Here is a 14,999-nt window from a genome sequence, read left to right on the forward strand (position 1 = left end):
CGTACATAGGGGACGTACGGGTGCGCGGACTGTTCCAGGATGGGTACGGAGCGTGACTCTCGTCCTGTGAGTCAGGAAACTTCACCCTTGTCCCGGGTCCCCGCCCCGCTTGAGCGGTTCTTCCGGCGTGAGCGCCGGTCCGTGCCCGACGCCCGGGACTTCGCGCGCCGGGCGCTCATCGGCTGGGGCGTCCTCGGGCGCGAGGACGATGTGTTGCTGTGTGTCAGCGAACTTGCCACCAACGCGCTGGTGCACGGTGTACCGCCGGGCCGTGGCTTCCTGTTGCGCCTGCTGCCGTACGGCGACGGTGGCGTGCGGGTCGAGGTGCATGACAGCGGTGGCGGCGTGTCGGCCGTGCCGGAGGCGGCGTATGCGCCGGAGCCCGGGGAGGGCGGGCGCGGGCTGTTGCTGGTGGCCGAGCTGGCCGACAAGTGGGGCGTGGGGGAGCGGGAGCCGGGGAAGGTCGTGTGGTGCGAGTTCGCTACGCCGGGCGCCGCACTGCCCCCGCGATCGCCGAGATCGTCTTCGGGCCCACCCGGCAGCAGCCGCCGATCAGCCGAGCCCCAAACGCGCGCCACCCCGTGACCTGCTCGGCGGTGAACGTGGCGCGACCCGTCCACGCCCGTGCCCCGGCGTCCCAGGTCTCGCCGCTGTTGGGGTAGACCACGACCGGTTTGCCGGTGGCGCCGGCTGCGAGGGCGACCGCCTGGGCGGCGTCCTCGGGGGTGCAGCAGTTCACGCCGACGGCGATGACCTCGTCCACATCGGCGGCGAGCACGAAGGCGTCCTCCAGTGGTTGCCCGGCGCGGGTGCGGTCGCCCGTCGCCGAGTAGGACAGCCAGGCCGGGATGCCGAGGCCGGGCAGGATTCGCAGCAGGGCCTCGGCCTCGTCGGTGTCCGGGATCGTCTCCAGGGCGAGGACGTCGGGCTCCGCGGCGGCCAGGGCCTCCATGCGGGGGCGGTGGAAGCGCTCCAGCTCGGCCACGGTCAGGCCGTACCGGCCCCGGTACTCGGAGCCGTCGGCGAGCATCGCGCCGTACGGGCCGACGGACGCCGCCACCCACAGGGGGCGGGACACCCGGGCTCGCCGGGCCGCCGTGCGGGCCGCCTCGACGCTCAGGGCGAGCAGGGCGGTGGCCCGGTCGTGGTCGATGCCGCGTCGCGCGAAGCCCTCGAAGGTGGCCTGGTAACTGGCGGTGATCGCCACGTCCGCGCCCGCCTCGAAGTAGGCGAGGTGCGCCTCGGTGACCGCCTCGGGGTCCTCGGCGAGCAACCGCGCCGACCACAGCTCGTCGCTCAGGTCGTGCCCGGCCGCCGCGAGCTGGTTGGACATGCCGCCGTCGAGGACGGCTGTGCCCTCCGCGAGGGCGTAGGCGAGGGGCGGGGTACCGCTCATACCGTCGACGGTAGTCGAACCGGAAGCCGGGGCGCGCCACCCGCCCACCTGCCTCGCGGCTCTCGCAGCGCGCCCGTGCGGGAGGGCTGGGATCCTGAAGGGAGACGATCCGCGGTCGGGAAGGCGGTGGACGATGTGCCGGTGGCTCGCCTACTCGGGCACCCCCATCCTGCTCGACAGCATCCTCTACCGGCCGAAGCACTCGCTGATCGACCAGAGCCTGCACTCCAAACTGGGCGTCGAGACGACCAACGGTGACGGGTTCGGGGTGGGTTGGTACGGGCCCCACACCGACACTCCGGCGGTCGTCCGGGAGATCGGTCCGGCCTGGAGCAACCGCAATCTGCGGGAGATCGCCGGCCATGTCCGCTCGCCCCTGTTCTTCGCCCACATCCGGGCGTCGACCGGTTCGTCGGTGCAGGAGACCAACTGCCACCCGTTCCGTCACGGCCGCTGGATGTGGATGCACAACGGTGCGATCGAGGGCTTCGACCGCATCCGGCGCGACCTCGCCCTGGCCGTCGATCCGGAGCTCTTCCTCTCCATCGAGGGGTCTACGGATTCCGAGCTGATGTTCTACCTGGCGCTCACCTTCGGCCTGGAGCAGGACCCGCCGGGGGCGGTCGCCCGGATGGCGGGCCTCGTGGAGCGGGTCGGGTGGGACCACGGTGTGGAGTTCCCGCTGCAGATGACGGTCGCGGTGACCGACGGACAACGGCTGTGGGCGTTCCGCTACTCGACCCGGAAGGCGTCCCGTTCGCTCTTCTACAGCACCCGGGTGGAGACGCTGCGCTCTCTCCATCCGGACGTGGCGTTCCTGCGTGAGGTGTCCGACGAGACCCGCCTCATCGTGTCGGAGCCGCTCGGGGACCTGCCCGGCGCCTGGAACGAGGTTCCCGAGGGCAGATACGGCATCATCCAGCCCGAGGGCGACGTGATGCACCGCTTCGCCCCTCGGGCGGCGTAGGGGGGCGAGCCCCGGTGAGGGAGGGGCGGACGACTTCGTCCCGCCCGACCCGTTGACCTGTCCGTGACACACCCCTACCTTGTCGGCGTTCGTCATGTCAGATGTCGTTCGCGATGTCGAACAACCCCGCGATCGCGAGCACCCTTCCGCCGTGAGAGGCAGACCGCATGAGCCGTGCCGCCGACGACCTGCCCGACCCGCCCCACGCTTCACCACCTCCCGCCCGCAGGCTGTTACTGAAGGGCGCCCTCGCCGCAGGCGCCCTGGCCCCCGCAGCCTCCGCAGCGGCCCACGCGGCCGCCCCCGCCGCCTCCGCCGACAGGCCGAAGGCGGCGGCCCCCTACGCGAACCCCCTCGTCCGCAACCGCGCCGACCCGCACATCACCCGCCACACCGACGGCTTCTACTACTTCACCGCCACCGCGCCCGAGTACGACCGGATCATCCTGCGCCGCTCCCGCACGCTGAGCGGGCTCAAAAGCGTCGCCGAGTCCGTCATCTGGCGGGCGCACCCCACCGGTGACATGGGCGCCCACATCTGGGCGCCGGAGATGCGCCGCGTCGCCGGCAAGTGGTACATCTACTTCGCCGCCGCGCCCGCCGAGGACGTGTGGGCCATCCGCATCTGGGTGCTGGAGAACGCACACCCCGACCCCCTCCGGGGCACCTGGGTCGAGAAGGGGCGGATCAGAACCGCCTGGGAGACCTTCTCCCTGGACGCCACCACCTTCACCCACCGCGGCACCCTCCCCCACTCTCGGCTTCGCTCGAGCGGGGGGACCCCCACCCTCGCCTGGGCCCAGCACGAACCCGGCATGGACAACAACACCGCCGTCTGGCTCTCCGAGATGGCCGACCCCTGGACCCTGACCGGGCCCCAAATGCGGCTCTCCACACCGGAGTACGCCTGGGAGCGCATCGGCTTCAGGGTCAACGAGGGGCCGTACGTGATCCAGCGTCACGGCCGGGTCTTCATGACGTACTCGGCCAGCGCCACCGACGCCAACTACTGCATGGGTCTGCTGACCGCCCCCGCCGACAGCGACCTCATGGACACCGCGAGCTGGTCCAAATCGCCCGTCCCCGTCTTCGCCGGCAACGACACGACGCGGCAGTACGGCCCCGGGCACGGTTGCTTCACCGTCGCCGAGGACGGCCGCAGCGACGTCCTCGTCTACCACGCCCGGCAGTACAAGGAGATCGACGGGGACCCGCTCCACGACCCGAACCGCCACACCCGCATCCAGACCCTCGGCTGGAAGCCGGACGGCACCCCGGACTTCGGGATCCCCGTGGCCGACGGAACCGGGACGACCAAGGGCGAGGGGTGTGACATGAGACGCCTGTACGCGGTTCTGCTCACCCTCTGCCTCGCCCTCGCCGGTGCCCTCGTCACCGCCGGACCCGCGCAGGCCGCACCGCAGACGATCGGCAACGGCATCCAGTTCACCGACGTCACCGGGAACCCCGTGCACGCCCACGGCGGCGGGATCATCAAGGTCGGCGCGTACTACTACTGGTTCGGCGAACACCGCAACGACGACAACACCTTCCGGTACGTCGACGCCTACCGTTCGACCGACCTGAAGAACTGGGAGTTCCGCAACCACGTCCTCACCCAGGCCAGTGACCCGGAACTCGCCACCGCCAACATCGAGCGGCCCAAGGTCATGTACAACGCCGCCACCGGCACGTTCGTGATGTGGATGCACAAGGAGAACGGCTCCGACTACGGCGAGGCCCGCGCCGCCGTCGCCGTCTCCGACACCGTGGACGGCGACTACGAGTGGCGGGGCAGCTTCCGCCCGCTGGGACAGCACATGTCCCGCGACATCACCGTCTTCACCGACACCGACGGCACCGGCTACATGATCTCGGCCGCCCGCGAGAACTACGACCTGCACATCTACCGGCTGACCGCCGACCACACCGGCATCGCGAGCCTGGTCGCCAACCCGTGGCCCGGCGGCCACCGCGAGGCACCGGCCCTGTTCAAACGGGACGGCGTGTACTTCATGCTGACCTCCGGCGCCACCGGCTGGAACCCCAACCAGCAGCAGTACGCCACCGCCACCAGCCTCGCCGGCCCCTGGTCGACGATGCGCAATGTGGGAGACGCGACCGCCTACGGCTCGCAGACCGCGTTCGTCCTGCCGGTACAGGGATCCTCGGGCACCTCGTACCTGTACCTCGGGGACCGCTGGGGCAACTCCTTCGGCGGCAGGGTCAACGACTCCCGTTACGTGTGGCTGCCGTTGACCTTCCCGTCCGCCACCTCGATGTCCCTGTCCTGGTCGCCCGAGACCACCGTCGACACGGCTGCCGGAACGGTCACCGGCACCTCCGCCACCTACAACACGCTCATCGCCCGGCACAGCGGGAAGTGCGCCGACGTGACGAGCCAGTCGCTGTGGCAGGGCGCCCAGATCAAGCAGTACGACTGCAACGGCGGCGGCAACCAGCGGTTCTGGTTCAAGCCGCTCGGCAACGGCTACCACCAACTCGTCGTGCGCAACAGCTCGTTGTGCCTCCAGGAGAACGCGAACACCGTCACGCAGGAAAACTGCTCCGCCTCCGCCTCCGCCGCGGCCACCGCCCAGCAGTGGTCGATCTCCACCGCCGGCTCCTACGTGTCCCTCATATCCCGGGCGACCGGCGAATGCCTCGACGTGTCCGGCGGCGCGACCGCCAACTCGGCCGCCCTCATCACGTACACCTGCAACGGAGGGACCAACCAGCAGTGGACGCGCGGGACATGAGCACGCGGCGAAGAGGACCGACCGGTGCCGTCGTCGCAGGGGCGGTGGTGGCCGCGACGATCGCCGGCGGGCTCGGGCTGTCGTCCGTCCCGGCCGCCGCCCAGCCGCGGGACCACCGGCCGGTCCTCGGCATCGAGAACTGCACCGCCGGCGCCTGCCACTTCGACCTCCCGCCCGGCACCTATGACGTACAGGTCCGTCTCGGAGGTGAGGCCGCCTCCCGTACCGCCATCGGCGGGGAGACGAGGCGCACGCTCCTCGCGGAGACCGCCGCCGGGGCCGGGCAGCGGGTCACCCGCGGTTTCACTGTCGACGTCCGCACCCCGGAGGGGGAGCCCACCGGGCCCGACGGCAGTCCAGGGCTCGACCTCACCCTCGGCGGCACCGCCCCCGCGCTCGCCGACATCCGGGTCACCCCGGCCGCCGGCCGGCACACCCGGCAGATCCTCCTCGTCGGCGACTCCACCGCCTGCGACCAGCCCGGCGCCCCGTACTCCGGCTGGGGACAGCAACTTCCGCAGTACCTGCGCAAGGGTCTCTCAGTCGCCAACCACGCGGACTCCGGTGAGAGTACGGTCAGTTATCTGGGGAACCCGCGGCTGTGGGACACCGTCCGGTCGTCGATCCGGCCCGGTGACCTCGTCCTCATCCAGCTCGCACACAACGACAAGACCACCGACGAGGCGACCTACCGGGCCAACCTCGAGACCATGGTGGCGGGCGTGCGGGCCGAGGGCGGCGAACCGGTCCTCGTGACACCCGTCGTGCGGCGCTGGTTCAACACCGACGGCACCCTGAACAACGACACCGCGCTGCTGGTCAACGGACTCGGCGTCGACCACCCGGCGGTCGTCCGCGCCGTCGCCTCGGCCACCGGCGTACCGCTGATCGACCTCACCGCCAGGACCAAGGCGCTGGTGGAATCCCTCGGCGTGGAGGGCTCCAAGGCGCTCTACCTCTACGACGAGAAACGCGACAACACCCACACCTCGGAGTACGGCGCCACCCGGTTCGCGGCTCTGGTCCGCGACGAACTCGTCCTCGGGCAGCTGGTGTCCGAGGGCCGGGTCAGGAGGGGATGAAGCCCCTGGGACGTTCCGACCGGAACCGGAGCGTCCCAGGCTCCCCTCATGAACACCCCCCGGCACACTTCGGCCGGTGCCGAAGCATTCCGCGGCTAGCGTTCCCGTATGACCGAGAGCGCACGGAACGACGTCACCGGGTTCGCCGGACTGCACCACGCCGACGAACCGTTCCTGCTGCCCAACGCCTGGGACCACGCCTCCGCCTCCGCTCTCGCCGCGCAGGGGTTCCGGGCGGTGGGCACCACCAGCCTGGCCGTCGCCGCGGCGGCCGGGCTGCCCGACGGGGCGGCGGCGACGCGTGAGCAGACGCTGCTGCTCGCCCTCACCCTCGGCTCGGGACCGTACTGGCTGTCCGTGGACGCCGAGGACGGCTTCAGCGACGACCCCGACGAAGTCGCCTTGTTAGCAAGCGAGTTGTACGCCGTCGGCACTGTCGGGATCAACCTGGAAGACGGCCTCGGATCCGTCGGCCGGCATGCCGCGAAGATCGCCGCGGTGCGGGCGGCGGCCCCCGGACTCTTCGTCAACGCACGCACCGACACCTACTGGACCGCCGGCCCCGATACGGACGGCGGCAACAGACGGGAGGACACCTTCCGTCGGCTCGACGCCTATCAACAGGCCGGTGCCCACGGTGTGTTCGTGCCCGGCCTTGCCGATCCCCGGGAGATCTCCGGCCTGGTGCACCGGCTCGACGTGCCGCTCAACATCCTCTACTCGCCCACCGGCCCCTCCGTTCCGCAGCTCGCCGGTCTCGGCGTGCGCCGGATCAGCCTCGGGTCCCTGCTGTACCGGCGGGCACTGGGAGCCGCGGTGGAGGCCGCGACCGACATCCGGGAAGGGCGCACGCCCACCGGCACCGCACCCGCCTACGCGGAGATCCAGGCGCTGAGCAGGGACTCCGTACGAGGTGGGGCCGATGTCACTGCCGACTTCGGACGACCCTGGTACGGTTGACGCTTTCGCGGGTATCAGAACCTTTGTACTCATCTCCGGCGAGAGACCGAGGGACCGAGGAACCATGGGCATGGACATCCCCGGCGACAAACGGCTGGCGGCAGCGGTCGTGATGGACGACGAGGGGCGCGTGCTGTTGGTGCGCCGCAGCGAGCGCGAGAGATTCCTGCCCCGGGTGTGGGGCGTCCCGTGCGGCAAACTCGAACCGGGTGAGAGCGCCCCGGACGGCGCGCTGCGCGAGCTCAAGGAGGAGACCGGCCTGCTCGGCGAGATCGTGCGCAAGGTCGGCGAATCGTCCTTCCTGAGCGAGTACGCCGGGCACGAGATCAAGAACTGGCAGGAGAACTTCCTGGTCCGCCCGTTGTCCCGGGAGGTCATGCTGCCCAGCCCGGATCAGGACCATGCCTGGCTCCGCCCGCCCGAGTGGACCGGCGTCGACATCGACGACTACAACCTGGACATCGTCCGGCAGGCGTTCACGGACTTCTGAGCAGGTCCGCCAGGGAGCCCAGCGACTCCAGATAACCCGGCACGTTCATCGGTACCTTCGGGACCGCGCCCGCGTGCGGGCCCCCCGGGGTGAACACATCGGTGTGCCGGCGCCGTCGACTGCCCGTCTCGAGGAACAGGGTCACCGTCGGCCCCTCCGTGTCGCACCAGGCGCGGTGCAGGGTGTGCGACGGCAGGGCGTATGTGCTGCCCGCCGCGTACTGGCCCAGATGAGTCAGCCGCAGCCGCGCCGGACCCGCCGGTTCCAGTAGCCAGTCCGCCGACCCCTCGGCCAGCGACTCCTCGAAGCGGGCCGTCGCGATGCCGCCGTCCCGCATCCCGCCCCGCATCCCGTCCCGAGCGCCGTCCCGTCCCGCGTCCAGTCCTTCGGGTACTTCCTCGTACAACTCCGTCCACAGTCGGCCCCGTACGACATGCGAGGCCAGCGCCGAACGGTGGTTGTGAATGTCCTCCCGGCCCGTGCCGCCCGCACCCGCGTGCCACACATGGGCGCGCAGCATGTGCTGCGGTCCGGCGTCCACCAGCAGCAGCTTGTCGAAGCCGAGGACATGCCGGTACGACAGCCGGGCTGCTGCCTCGGGATCGCCTTCGCCACAGGCGAGTTCGGCGATCAGCTCCAAGAGCCTGTCCGGCGAGCCGAGTTCGTCGACCACCGAGTACGCCGCGGCCGCCTGGTCCCGTTCGGGCAACGCGCCGTCCAGGGATTCGGCCAGTAACCGCCGTGCCGCCAAGACCTGCCGGCCACCCATGCGCACTCCTCTCCTTCCGGCTCCCACTCGGCGCGTAGCCCCGTGCTACGTGTCAACGGGCGGGAGCCGCCTTGTCCGGTCGGTACGTCCACACCGCGTGTGCGCGCAGTGCCGACACACCTTGATACGTCATCCACAACGGACGCTGCAGCTCCGTGTTCTCGCTCTGCGCCCAGGACCAGATGCCGTCCTGCTGCCCTGCGCGTACGCGGGCGGCCGCGCCGTCCAGCAGCTCCCGCCAGGTCTCCTCCAGGCCGTCCCGGCGTGCCACCTCCAGCGAACCCCGGCACAGCAGGGCACGTACGACCCAGGACGCGGTGAAGTGCCGTACGTTCAGCACCTCGTGGCGCGCCGGGTCGTCGGGGCGGGGACGGCGGACCTCGTCGCGGCCGTTCTTCAGGTCCCGGCAGTTGTGATGCGCCGCGTCGGGGCAGGACAGCAGCCAGCGCACGCCGTCCTCACGGGCGGCCCGCACCGCCCGGTTCTCCTCCAGGACGCGCGCCGCACGGTCGAGCGCGAGCACCGCCTGCGCGGTATGCACCGGTGACGGGCGTTCGTGCGGTGAGTCGAGCCGGTAGCCCCAGCAGAGCAGACGGTTCCGGTGCGGATCGCTCACCGCCCCCTCGACGAGCGCCTCCCGCAGGACCGGCAGGGCGTCGCAGTCGGGCGCGGCGCGCAGCAGCCCGCGCAGCACCGTGGTCATCACATGGGTCGACTCGCGGCCCGCTCGGTCGGCGTCATGGGTGAAGGCCGCCGTGCACAGGTCCACCTCGCGCGCCAGCCGGCCGCCCCGGGACGCCCCCGCACGGGCCAGCGCGCCCAACACCAGCGCGGTCACCTCCGGACGCGCCCGCGCGCCCTGTGAGCGGGCCGACCATCCGCCGTCCGGCAGCCGCAACCGCCAGAGTGTGTCGGCGAGTTCGCCCGTGGAGAGGCGCCCGTCGGTTGTCCCCAGGTCCAGCAGGGTCTGCAGTCCGTACGCCGTCCCCACCGAGGTGGGGCGGGACGAGGAACTCTCGCCCAGTGAGTGCGACCAGCCGGCGAGCCGCCCGCGCTCCGGATCGTCGACGACCGACACCTCACCGACGAGCGTGTCGTAGGTGGCCGCGAAGAGCTGCGGAAGCGGGCCGGGGGCGTGGCCGCCGGTCGGGGGAGTGGTTCCGGCCGTGGGCTGTGGCTGTGGCTGTGGCTGTGGAGGCGGTCGCGGCGCCGGCGCTGCCGCGCGAGCCCGCAGCAGTGCCGCCGCGAGCCATGCGGAGAGCGCGGTGCCGAGGCCGCTCACCGAGGCGATCAGGTACTTCGCGGTCTCCCCGCCGAGGGAGGGGGGCAGCACCTCGAACAGGAACTGGAACACGGCGTATCCGGCCACCGCGCATCCGAGCCCGCCCAGCAGGCCCACGGACCGGATCGGCCGGGACGTCCCGTCGTCCGGGCCGGAAGGGGCGGGTCCCTCCGGAGGAGTGGGCCGCAACGGGCCGCGGCCGAGCTGTCGTTGGGACAAGGTGTGCTTCATCCCCCTCCCACTGGGCGGCATATGACATCCGCGTTCGTTCCATCTTAGGAAAACGGCTCCGACTCAACGTCCGTACCGCTGTTTTCGCCGTCTCACACCCGGCACGGCCGCCCGATGCGTGACGGCGGCCCGTGGCGGCGGTGTGTGACGGGGATGTCCGCCGCCTGCCCCGTGCCGATACGTGGCACGGCACCCGTGGTGTGTGACCTGCGGTGTCCGGGCCGCGACCCGGTGCGACCGGACGGGTGGGTGAGGTGAGCCGCCGCACCAGGGGCATGTGTCGATCACTCCCGCGTCGTACGACGTTCACGCGGTGCCCCCATCCTCCACACGCGGGGTGATCGCGCCGCGGAAGGCAGCCGCCCTCACCGGTGGCATCCAGGAGGCACGCATATGGGACACGGGCACACGCACGGTCACGGGCACCACCATCACCACCACGGAGACGGCCACCGGCACGAGACAACGGCGCCGCTGCCCGCCGCCTTCGACACCTCGGTGCCCGACGAGGCCCTCTCCCCGGAGCAGAAGTCGCGCCGCACCCTTCTGCGCCGGGCCGGGCTGCTCGGCGCGGGCCTCGCGGCCGGCAGCGTGCTGTCCACGAGCACCGCGGCCGCCGCCCCCGCCCGGTCCGGCGGAGACCGCCGCGGCAGCGGCAGCGGCCGGGGCAAGGGCTTCCTGTGGCTGGCCGGTGACCACCACATCCACACCCAGTACAGCAGCGACGGCAAGTACCGCGTCGTCGACCAGGTCCGCCAGGGCGCCAAGCACGGCATGGACTGGCTGGTCATCACCGACCACGGCAGCGAGACGCACGCCAGGATCGGTGTGGAGAAGGTGAACCCTGACATCAAGCAGGCCCGCGCCGCCCACAAGGACACCCTGGTCTTCCAGGGCCTGGAGTGGAACATCCCGGCCGCCGAGCACGGCACCGTCTTCGTCCACCCCGGACGCAACGAGGTCGCCGTCCTCAAGCAGTTCGAGAACGACTACGACGGCAGCGTGAAGGGCACCTCCGACTCCACCCCTGCCAACGAGGCGCTCGCCGTCGCGGGCCTGGAGTTCCTCGCCGAGCAGGTGAGACGGCGCAGGATCGACGACGCCCTGATGCTCGCCAACCACCCGGCGCGACGCGGTGTCGACTCCCCGCACGAGATCCGCGCCTGGCGCGACGCCACGCCGGCGAAGCACCAGATCGCCGTCGGCTTCGAGGGCGCCCCCGGCCACCAGGCCGCCGGCCTGCCCAAGCCCCTCGGCATGGGCCGCGCCCGCGGCATCTACGACAACAGCCCCGGCGTCAACTCCTTCGCCGGTTACCCACTGGAGAGCTACCGCACCTGGGGCGGCTTCGACTGGATGACCGCCACCGTCGGCGGCCTGTGGGACAGCCTGCTCGCCGAGGGCCGCCCCTGGTGGATCACCGCCAACTCCGACTCCCACCAGGTCTACGCCGACACCGGGGCGCGCGGCACCGGCGGCGACTTCACCACCGACGGCCGCTACCCGGACCCCGTGTACAACGGGCAGATCGACGTCACCCAGGGCGACTACTGGCCCGGCCAGTACAGCCGTACCCACGTCGGCGCCGACGGCTTCTCCTACGCCGCCGTCATGGACGGCATCCGCGCCGGCCGCATCTGGGTCGACCACGGTCAGCTCATCGACGGCCTCGACGTCCGGGTCTCCGGCGGCGGCCGCTGGGCCACCCTCGGCGGCGCGCTGCACGTCCGCAAGGGCACCAAGGTCACCCTGACCGCCGACGTGACGCTCGCGGGCGGCACCAACTGGGCGGGCTTCATACCGAAACTGGCCCGCGTGGATGTCATCCAGGGCGACGTCACCGGTCCCGTCGCCGACAAGGACACCTTCACCGCGCCCACCGCGAAGGTCACCCGCTCGTACGACATCGACAAGGCGGCCGGTACGGTCCGCGTCACGTACGACCTCGGCCGTGTCGACCGCCCGCTGTACGTCCGGCTGCGCGGCTCCGACGGCAATCGGTCCGCCGTCGGCGCGAGGGGCGCCGAGGTCGACCCGGCGGGCCCCGCCATCGACGTCGTCGGCGACGCCGACCCCTGGCGCGACCTGTGGTTCTACACCAACCCGGTATGGGTCCTGCCCGCGTGACGCCCCACGCACCCGCCTCCGCCCACGCCCTCACCGTCCACGCGGGCATCCGGGACCTGCGCAACGCCGACCGTCTCCTCCAGCGGCTGGCAGCCGAACTGGAGCTGCCGGAAGGGACGTTCGGCTGCACGCACCTGGTGCGCGGCGATCGCCCGCGCGTCGCCGTCTCCCTGTCCCTGCCGTCCGAGCCGTACCTGCGCACCACGTGGGAGCGGCTCACGGCGGACGGGCACGGAGAACCGGCGGCCGGCCTGCCCGACGCGTTCGGCCGGGCCGTGCTCTACCCGGGGGCAGCGGCGCTCACCGGCACGATGACGGTCGCGGAACTGGTCGCGGGGTCCGCGATCAGCCGGGTGACCGTCCTCGGCGCACCGGGCACGCCCGACCCCGCAACCCGGATGGTGACTCGGGACCACGTCCGCCCGCAGTGGCAGCAGGGCGAGCTCCTCCTCACCGCCACGCCGGCGAGGGGCGGCGTCCTCGTCCCCTTCGAGTCCCCCGACCCCACACCCTGTTGCGCGGACCACTGACCGGACCGCACCCGAACCGCGCACCGCACACCCGTCCCCGTGGCGGCCCCGCACCGCCGGGCCGGCACGGGGGCGTTCGGTCGCCCGCCCGCCTCAGCCGGAACCCTGCCGCGCGGAGAAGACGAACGAGAACTCCGCGGGCCCGGCCCACAGCGCGTACCGCGGGAGCGGGCCCGGACCGCGGGACTGCGAGCCGATGCCGTGCTGGGCGTGGTCGAGATTCACCCACACCGTGTCACCGGGGACCAGGTCGGTGAGGTGCCGGGCCGCGTCGAGCCGCTCGCTCGTCCAGGGACGGGCGGTGAACCAGAACGCGGGGTCGCCCTCGATCCGGACCGGCTCGATCACCTTCTTGTACTCGATCAGCCCCGGCGACGGCGTACGGTCGGGGAACAGCAGTCCGTCGCACACGAAGTTGCCGTCGTGCAGCTCCTCGCCGAAGTCGCCGCGATCAGCCCTTGATGCCGGTCTGTGCGATGCCCTGGACGAGCCAGCGCTGGAGGAACAGGAAGACGCAGACCAGGGGCAGGATGGATATGGCCGTGGCCATGAAGATCAGATGGAAGTTGACGGTCTGGTTGGTCATGTAGGAGGAGAGGGCGACCTGGACGGTCCAGGCGCTCGGGTCCTGGCCGATGACGAGCGGCCACAGGAAGGAGTTCCAGCCGCTGATGAAGGTGATCGTCGCGATGGCGGCGAAGAAGTTCAGCGAGTTCGGGACGACGACACGCCAGTACGCGCCCCAGTAGCCGAGCCCGTCCACCCGCGCCGCCTCCTCCAGCTCTTTGGGGAACCCCAGGAAGTACTGCCGGAAAAGGAAGCAGGTGAAACCGCTGAAGAGGCCCGGGATGATCAGACCCCGGTAGCTGTCCACCCAGCCGAGGGACGACACGAGTACGAAACTGGGCACGAAGGTGACCGCCGTCGGCACCATCAGGGTCCCCAGAACGGCGTAGAAGATCTTGTTGGTATGCCGGTAGGGGATGCGGGCCAGCCCGTATCCGGCGAGCGAGCAGACCAGCAGGGTGCCGACGGTATGCAGGATCCCGACGACCGCCGAGTTCCAGAGGGACCGGGCGAAGTCGACCGTCGGGTCGTCGAACGGCTCGGTGATGTTGCCCCACTGGATGGCGGACGGGAAGAACGTCCACTCCTCGCCGGTGATCTCGGGATCGGTGGACAGGGCGTTGCGGACGATCAGGTAGAAGGGGACGAGGAAGAGGAGCGCGGCCAGGCAGGTCGCGGTGTACAGGCCCGCGGACCCGAGCACCCCGCCGCGGCGGCCGGCCCGCCTGCCCCCTGCCGCCCGCCCGCCTGGCTCCGGACGGCTGCCCACCGGCCGGTCCGGCCGCCACAGCCGCTTCGCCCCCGGCCGGTCCGGCCGCGGCGGTCGCCTCGCCCCGGGTTCCGCCGCCCCCGGCGCGGGTGTACTGGCGGTCATCTGGAGTCCTCCCCCCGGCCGAAGCCCATGAACCGGCCCTGCAACAGCGTCACCAGGCAGATCAGCAGCGTGAGGATCAGCGCGCCCGCGCTGCCCGCGCCGTAGTCCTGGTTGTCGCCCAGGGCCTTGTAGTACAGCTCGACCAGGGGCGGGCGCCCCCAGGTGGTCTTGTTCAGCAGGTTGAAGAACTCGTCGAAGGCCTGGTAGGCGGCCACGAGCAGCAGCAGGACCACGGCCGTCGAGGTCGCGCGCAACTGCGGCAGTGTGATGTACCGGAACGTCTGCCAGCCGGGCCTGGCCCCGTCGATGGCGGCCGCCTCGTACAGCTCGCGCGGGATGTTCTGCAGCGCGGCCAGGAACAGGATCATGTAGAAACCGGCCTGGAGCCACAGCCGTACGGTCACGATGACCAGCCAGTACCAGGGCGGGTTCGGGTCGGCCAGCCAGGCGGTGTTGTCCACGCCGAACACGCCGAGCACGGTGTTCGCCAGACCGAAGCGGACCCCGTTGAAGATGGACATCTTCCAGATGAGCGAGGCGGCGACATAACTCACCGCCGTCGGCAGGAAGAAGACCGAGCGGAAGAAGGCCCGCATGAACCGCAGCCGGTTCACCGCGAGCGCGAGCGCCAGCGACAGCGCCCAGGTGGTCGGGACGATGAGCGCCGCGAACACCGTGAAGGTGCCCAGCGAGCCCATGAACTGCTCGTCCGTCAGCATGACCCGGTAGTTCTCGAAGCCGGTGAACTCGCTGGGCGTGACGGTGAACCGGGCCTCGAAGAGGGACAGCCACGCACTCCACAGGATCGGTACATAGACGAAGATCAGCAGGCCGAGGAGGAAGGGCCCGGTGAACAGCCAGAAGTTGAAGGTGCTGCTGGTCCGCAGCGGCCGCCGCGGCCGGGGGGAGCCCTTGGCCGGGGCGGGGCGGGCGGCACCGCGCGCGGTGGTGGTCGACATCTCGTC

The 14,999-nt window shown here is 71.3% G+C and carries 13 protein-coding genes and 2 pseudogenes; 9 read left to right on the forward strand and 6 right to left on the reverse strand.

All coding sequences use genetic code 11. The features are described 5' to 3' along the window. Positions 1–39 precede the first annotated feature (39 nt). Positions 40–585 (forward strand): ATP-binding protein, encoded by a 546-nt coding sequence (locus V4Y04_RS30695; RefSeq protein ID WP_332431629.1) that lies wholly within the window; start codon positions 40–42, stop codon positions 583–585. On the opposite strand, the gene mmuM is transcribed toward V4Y04_RS30695, so the two are convergent. Further along, positions 482–1,396, reverse strand: coding sequence for a homocysteine S-methyltransferase (mmuM, locus tag V4Y04_RS30700; protein ID WP_332431630.1), 915 nt, complete (start codon positions 1,394–1,396; stop codon positions 482–484). The genes V4Y04_RS30695 and mmuM overlap by 104 nt on opposite strands. Before the next feature lie 133 nt (positions 1,397–1,529). Here mmuM and V4Y04_RS30705 point away from each other — a divergent pair, with 133 nt between their 5' ends. The 6 genes and pseudogenes from V4Y04_RS30705 (at position 1,530) to V4Y04_RS30730 (ending at position 7,654) form a co-directional block, all read left to right on the forward strand. Next, positions 1,530–2,363 (forward strand): class II glutamine amidotransferase, encoded by an 834-nt coding sequence (locus tag V4Y04_RS30705; protein WP_332431631.1) that lies wholly within the window; start codon positions 1,530–1,532, stop codon positions 2,361–2,363. A 167-nt stretch (positions 2,364–2,530) separates the two neighbouring features. Next, positions 2,531–3,664 (forward strand): annotated as a pseudogene (locus V4Y04_RS30710) (glycoside hydrolase family 43 protein); the annotation flags it as partial. 33 nt (positions 3,665–3,697) lie between these two features. After that, positions 3,698–5,122, forward strand: a complete 1,425-nt coding sequence (locus tag V4Y04_RS30715; RefSeq protein ID WP_332433046.1) for an RICIN domain-containing protein — start codon at positions 3,698–3,700, stop codon at positions 5,120–5,122. Next, positions 5,119–6,204: a rhamnogalacturonan acetylesterase gene (locus V4Y04_RS30720; protein ID WP_332431632.1), complete on the forward strand. Its 1,086-nt coding sequence runs from the start codon at positions 5,119–5,121 to the stop codon at positions 6,202–6,204. Before V4Y04_RS30715 ends, V4Y04_RS30720 begins: the two co-directional genes overlap by 4 nt. A gap of 108 nt (positions 6,205–6,312) precedes the next feature. Further along, positions 6,313–7,164, forward strand: a complete 852-nt coding sequence (locus V4Y04_RS30725) for an isocitrate lyase/PEP mutase family protein (RefSeq protein WP_332431633.1) — start codon at positions 6,313–6,315, stop codon at positions 7,162–7,164. Between the two features lie 70 nt (positions 7,165–7,234). Beyond that, positions 7,235–7,654 carry an NUDIX hydrolase gene (locus tag V4Y04_RS30730; RefSeq protein WP_332431634.1) on the forward strand — a complete coding sequence of 140 codons (420 nt, stop codon included), beginning with the start codon at positions 7,235–7,237 and terminating at the stop codon, positions 7,652–7,654. Here V4Y04_RS30730 and V4Y04_RS30735 read toward each other — a convergent pair. Both V4Y04_RS30735 and V4Y04_RS30740 read right to left on the reverse strand, forming a co-directional pair. Beyond that, a complete protein-coding gene (locus V4Y04_RS30735) occupies positions 7,641–8,423 on the reverse strand; it encodes a hypothetical protein (RefSeq protein ID WP_332431635.1) in 783 nt (260 codons plus the stop codon). The genes V4Y04_RS30730 and V4Y04_RS30735 overlap by 14 nt on opposite strands. A 52-nt stretch (positions 8,424–8,475) precedes the next feature. Further along, positions 8,476–9,936 (reverse strand): hypothetical protein, encoded by a 1,461-nt coding sequence (locus V4Y04_RS30740; RefSeq protein ID WP_332431636.1) that lies wholly within the window; start codon positions 9,934–9,936, stop codon positions 8,476–8,478. 393 nt (positions 9,937–10,329) lie between these two features. Here V4Y04_RS30740 and V4Y04_RS30745 point away from each other — a divergent pair, with 393 nt between their 5' ends. Both V4Y04_RS30745 and V4Y04_RS30750 read left to right on the forward strand, forming a co-directional pair. Further along, positions 10,330–12,063, forward strand: coding sequence for a PHP domain-containing protein (locus V4Y04_RS30745; protein ID WP_332431637.1), 1,734 nt, complete (start codon positions 10,330–10,332; stop codon positions 12,061–12,063). After that, positions 12,060–12,593 carry a hypothetical protein gene (locus V4Y04_RS30750; protein WP_332431638.1) on the forward strand — a complete coding sequence of 178 codons (534 nt, stop codon included), beginning with the start codon at positions 12,060–12,062 and terminating at the stop codon, positions 12,591–12,593. Before V4Y04_RS30745 ends, V4Y04_RS30750 begins: the two co-directional genes overlap by 4 nt. A 93-nt stretch (positions 12,594–12,686) precedes the next feature. Here the strand turns inward: V4Y04_RS30750 and V4Y04_RS30755 are convergent. The 3 genes and pseudogenes from V4Y04_RS30755 to V4Y04_RS30770 all read right to left on the reverse strand — a co-directional run. Further along, positions 12,687–13,040, reverse strand: a pseudogene (locus V4Y04_RS30755) (glycoside hydrolase family 2 TIM barrel-domain containing protein); the annotation flags it as partial. 4 nt (positions 13,041–13,044) lie between these two features. After that, complete coding sequence (locus tag V4Y04_RS30765; RefSeq protein WP_332431639.1) at positions 13,045–14,034, reverse strand: carbohydrate ABC transporter permease; 990 nt, start codon at positions 14,032–14,034, stop codon at positions 13,045–13,047. Beyond that, positions 14,031–14,993, reverse strand: coding sequence for a carbohydrate ABC transporter permease (locus V4Y04_RS30770; RefSeq protein ID WP_332431640.1), 963 nt, complete (start codon positions 14,991–14,993; stop codon positions 14,031–14,033). The genes V4Y04_RS30765 and V4Y04_RS30770 overlap by 4 nt, the downstream gene beginning before the upstream one ends. Positions 14,994–14,999: the final 6 nt, after the last annotated feature.

The sequence above is a fragment of the Streptomyces sp. P9-A2 genome (assembly GCF_036634175.1).
Lineage (GTDB): Bacteria > Actinomycetota > Actinomycetes > Streptomycetales > Streptomycetaceae > Streptomyces > Streptomyces pratens.

Coding starts and splice junctions, on each gene's coding strand:
- V4Y04_RS30715 (WP_332433046.1), top strand. CDS start 3,698: ATGAGACGCCTGTACGCGGTTCTGCTCACCCTCTGCCTCGCCCTCGCC.
- V4Y04_RS30765 (WP_332431639.1), bottom strand. CDS start 14,034: ATGACCGCCAGTACACCCGCGCCGGGGGCGGCGGAACCCGGGGCGAGG.
- V4Y04_RS30705 (WP_332431631.1), top strand. CDS start 1,530: ATGTGCCGGTGGCTCGCCTACTCGGGCACCCCCATCCTGCTCGACAGC.
- V4Y04_RS30770 (WP_332431640.1), bottom strand. CDS start 14,993: ATGTCGACCACCACCGCGCGCGGTGCCGCCCGCCCCGCCCCGGCCAAG.
- V4Y04_RS30745 (WP_332431637.1), top strand. CDS start 10,330: ATGGGACACGGGCACACGCACGGTCACGGGCACCACCATCACCACCAC.
- V4Y04_RS30725 (WP_332431633.1), top strand. CDS start 6,313: ATGACCGAGAGCGCACGGAACGACGTCACCGGGTTCGCCGGACTGCAC.
- V4Y04_RS30720 (WP_332431632.1), top strand. CDS start 5,119: ATGAGCACGCGGCGAAGAGGACCGACCGGTGCCGTCGTCGCAGGGGCG.
- mmuM (WP_332431630.1), bottom strand. CDS start 1,396: ATGAGCGGTACCCCGCCCCTCGCCTACGCCCTCGCGGAGGGCACAGCC.
- V4Y04_RS30740 (WP_332431636.1), bottom strand. CDS start 9,936: ATGAAGCACACCTTGTCCCAACGACAGCTCGGCCGCGGCCCGTTGCGG.
- V4Y04_RS30730 (WP_332431634.1), top strand. CDS start 7,235: ATGGACATCCCCGGCGACAAACGGCTGGCGGCAGCGGTCGTGATGGAC.
- V4Y04_RS30695 (WP_332431629.1), top strand. CDS start 40: ATGGGTACGGAGCGTGACTCTCGTCCTGTGAGTCAGGAAACTTCACCC.
- V4Y04_RS30735 (WP_332431635.1), bottom strand. CDS start 8,423: ATGGGTGGCCGGCAGGTCTTGGCGGCACGGCGGTTACTGGCCGAATCC.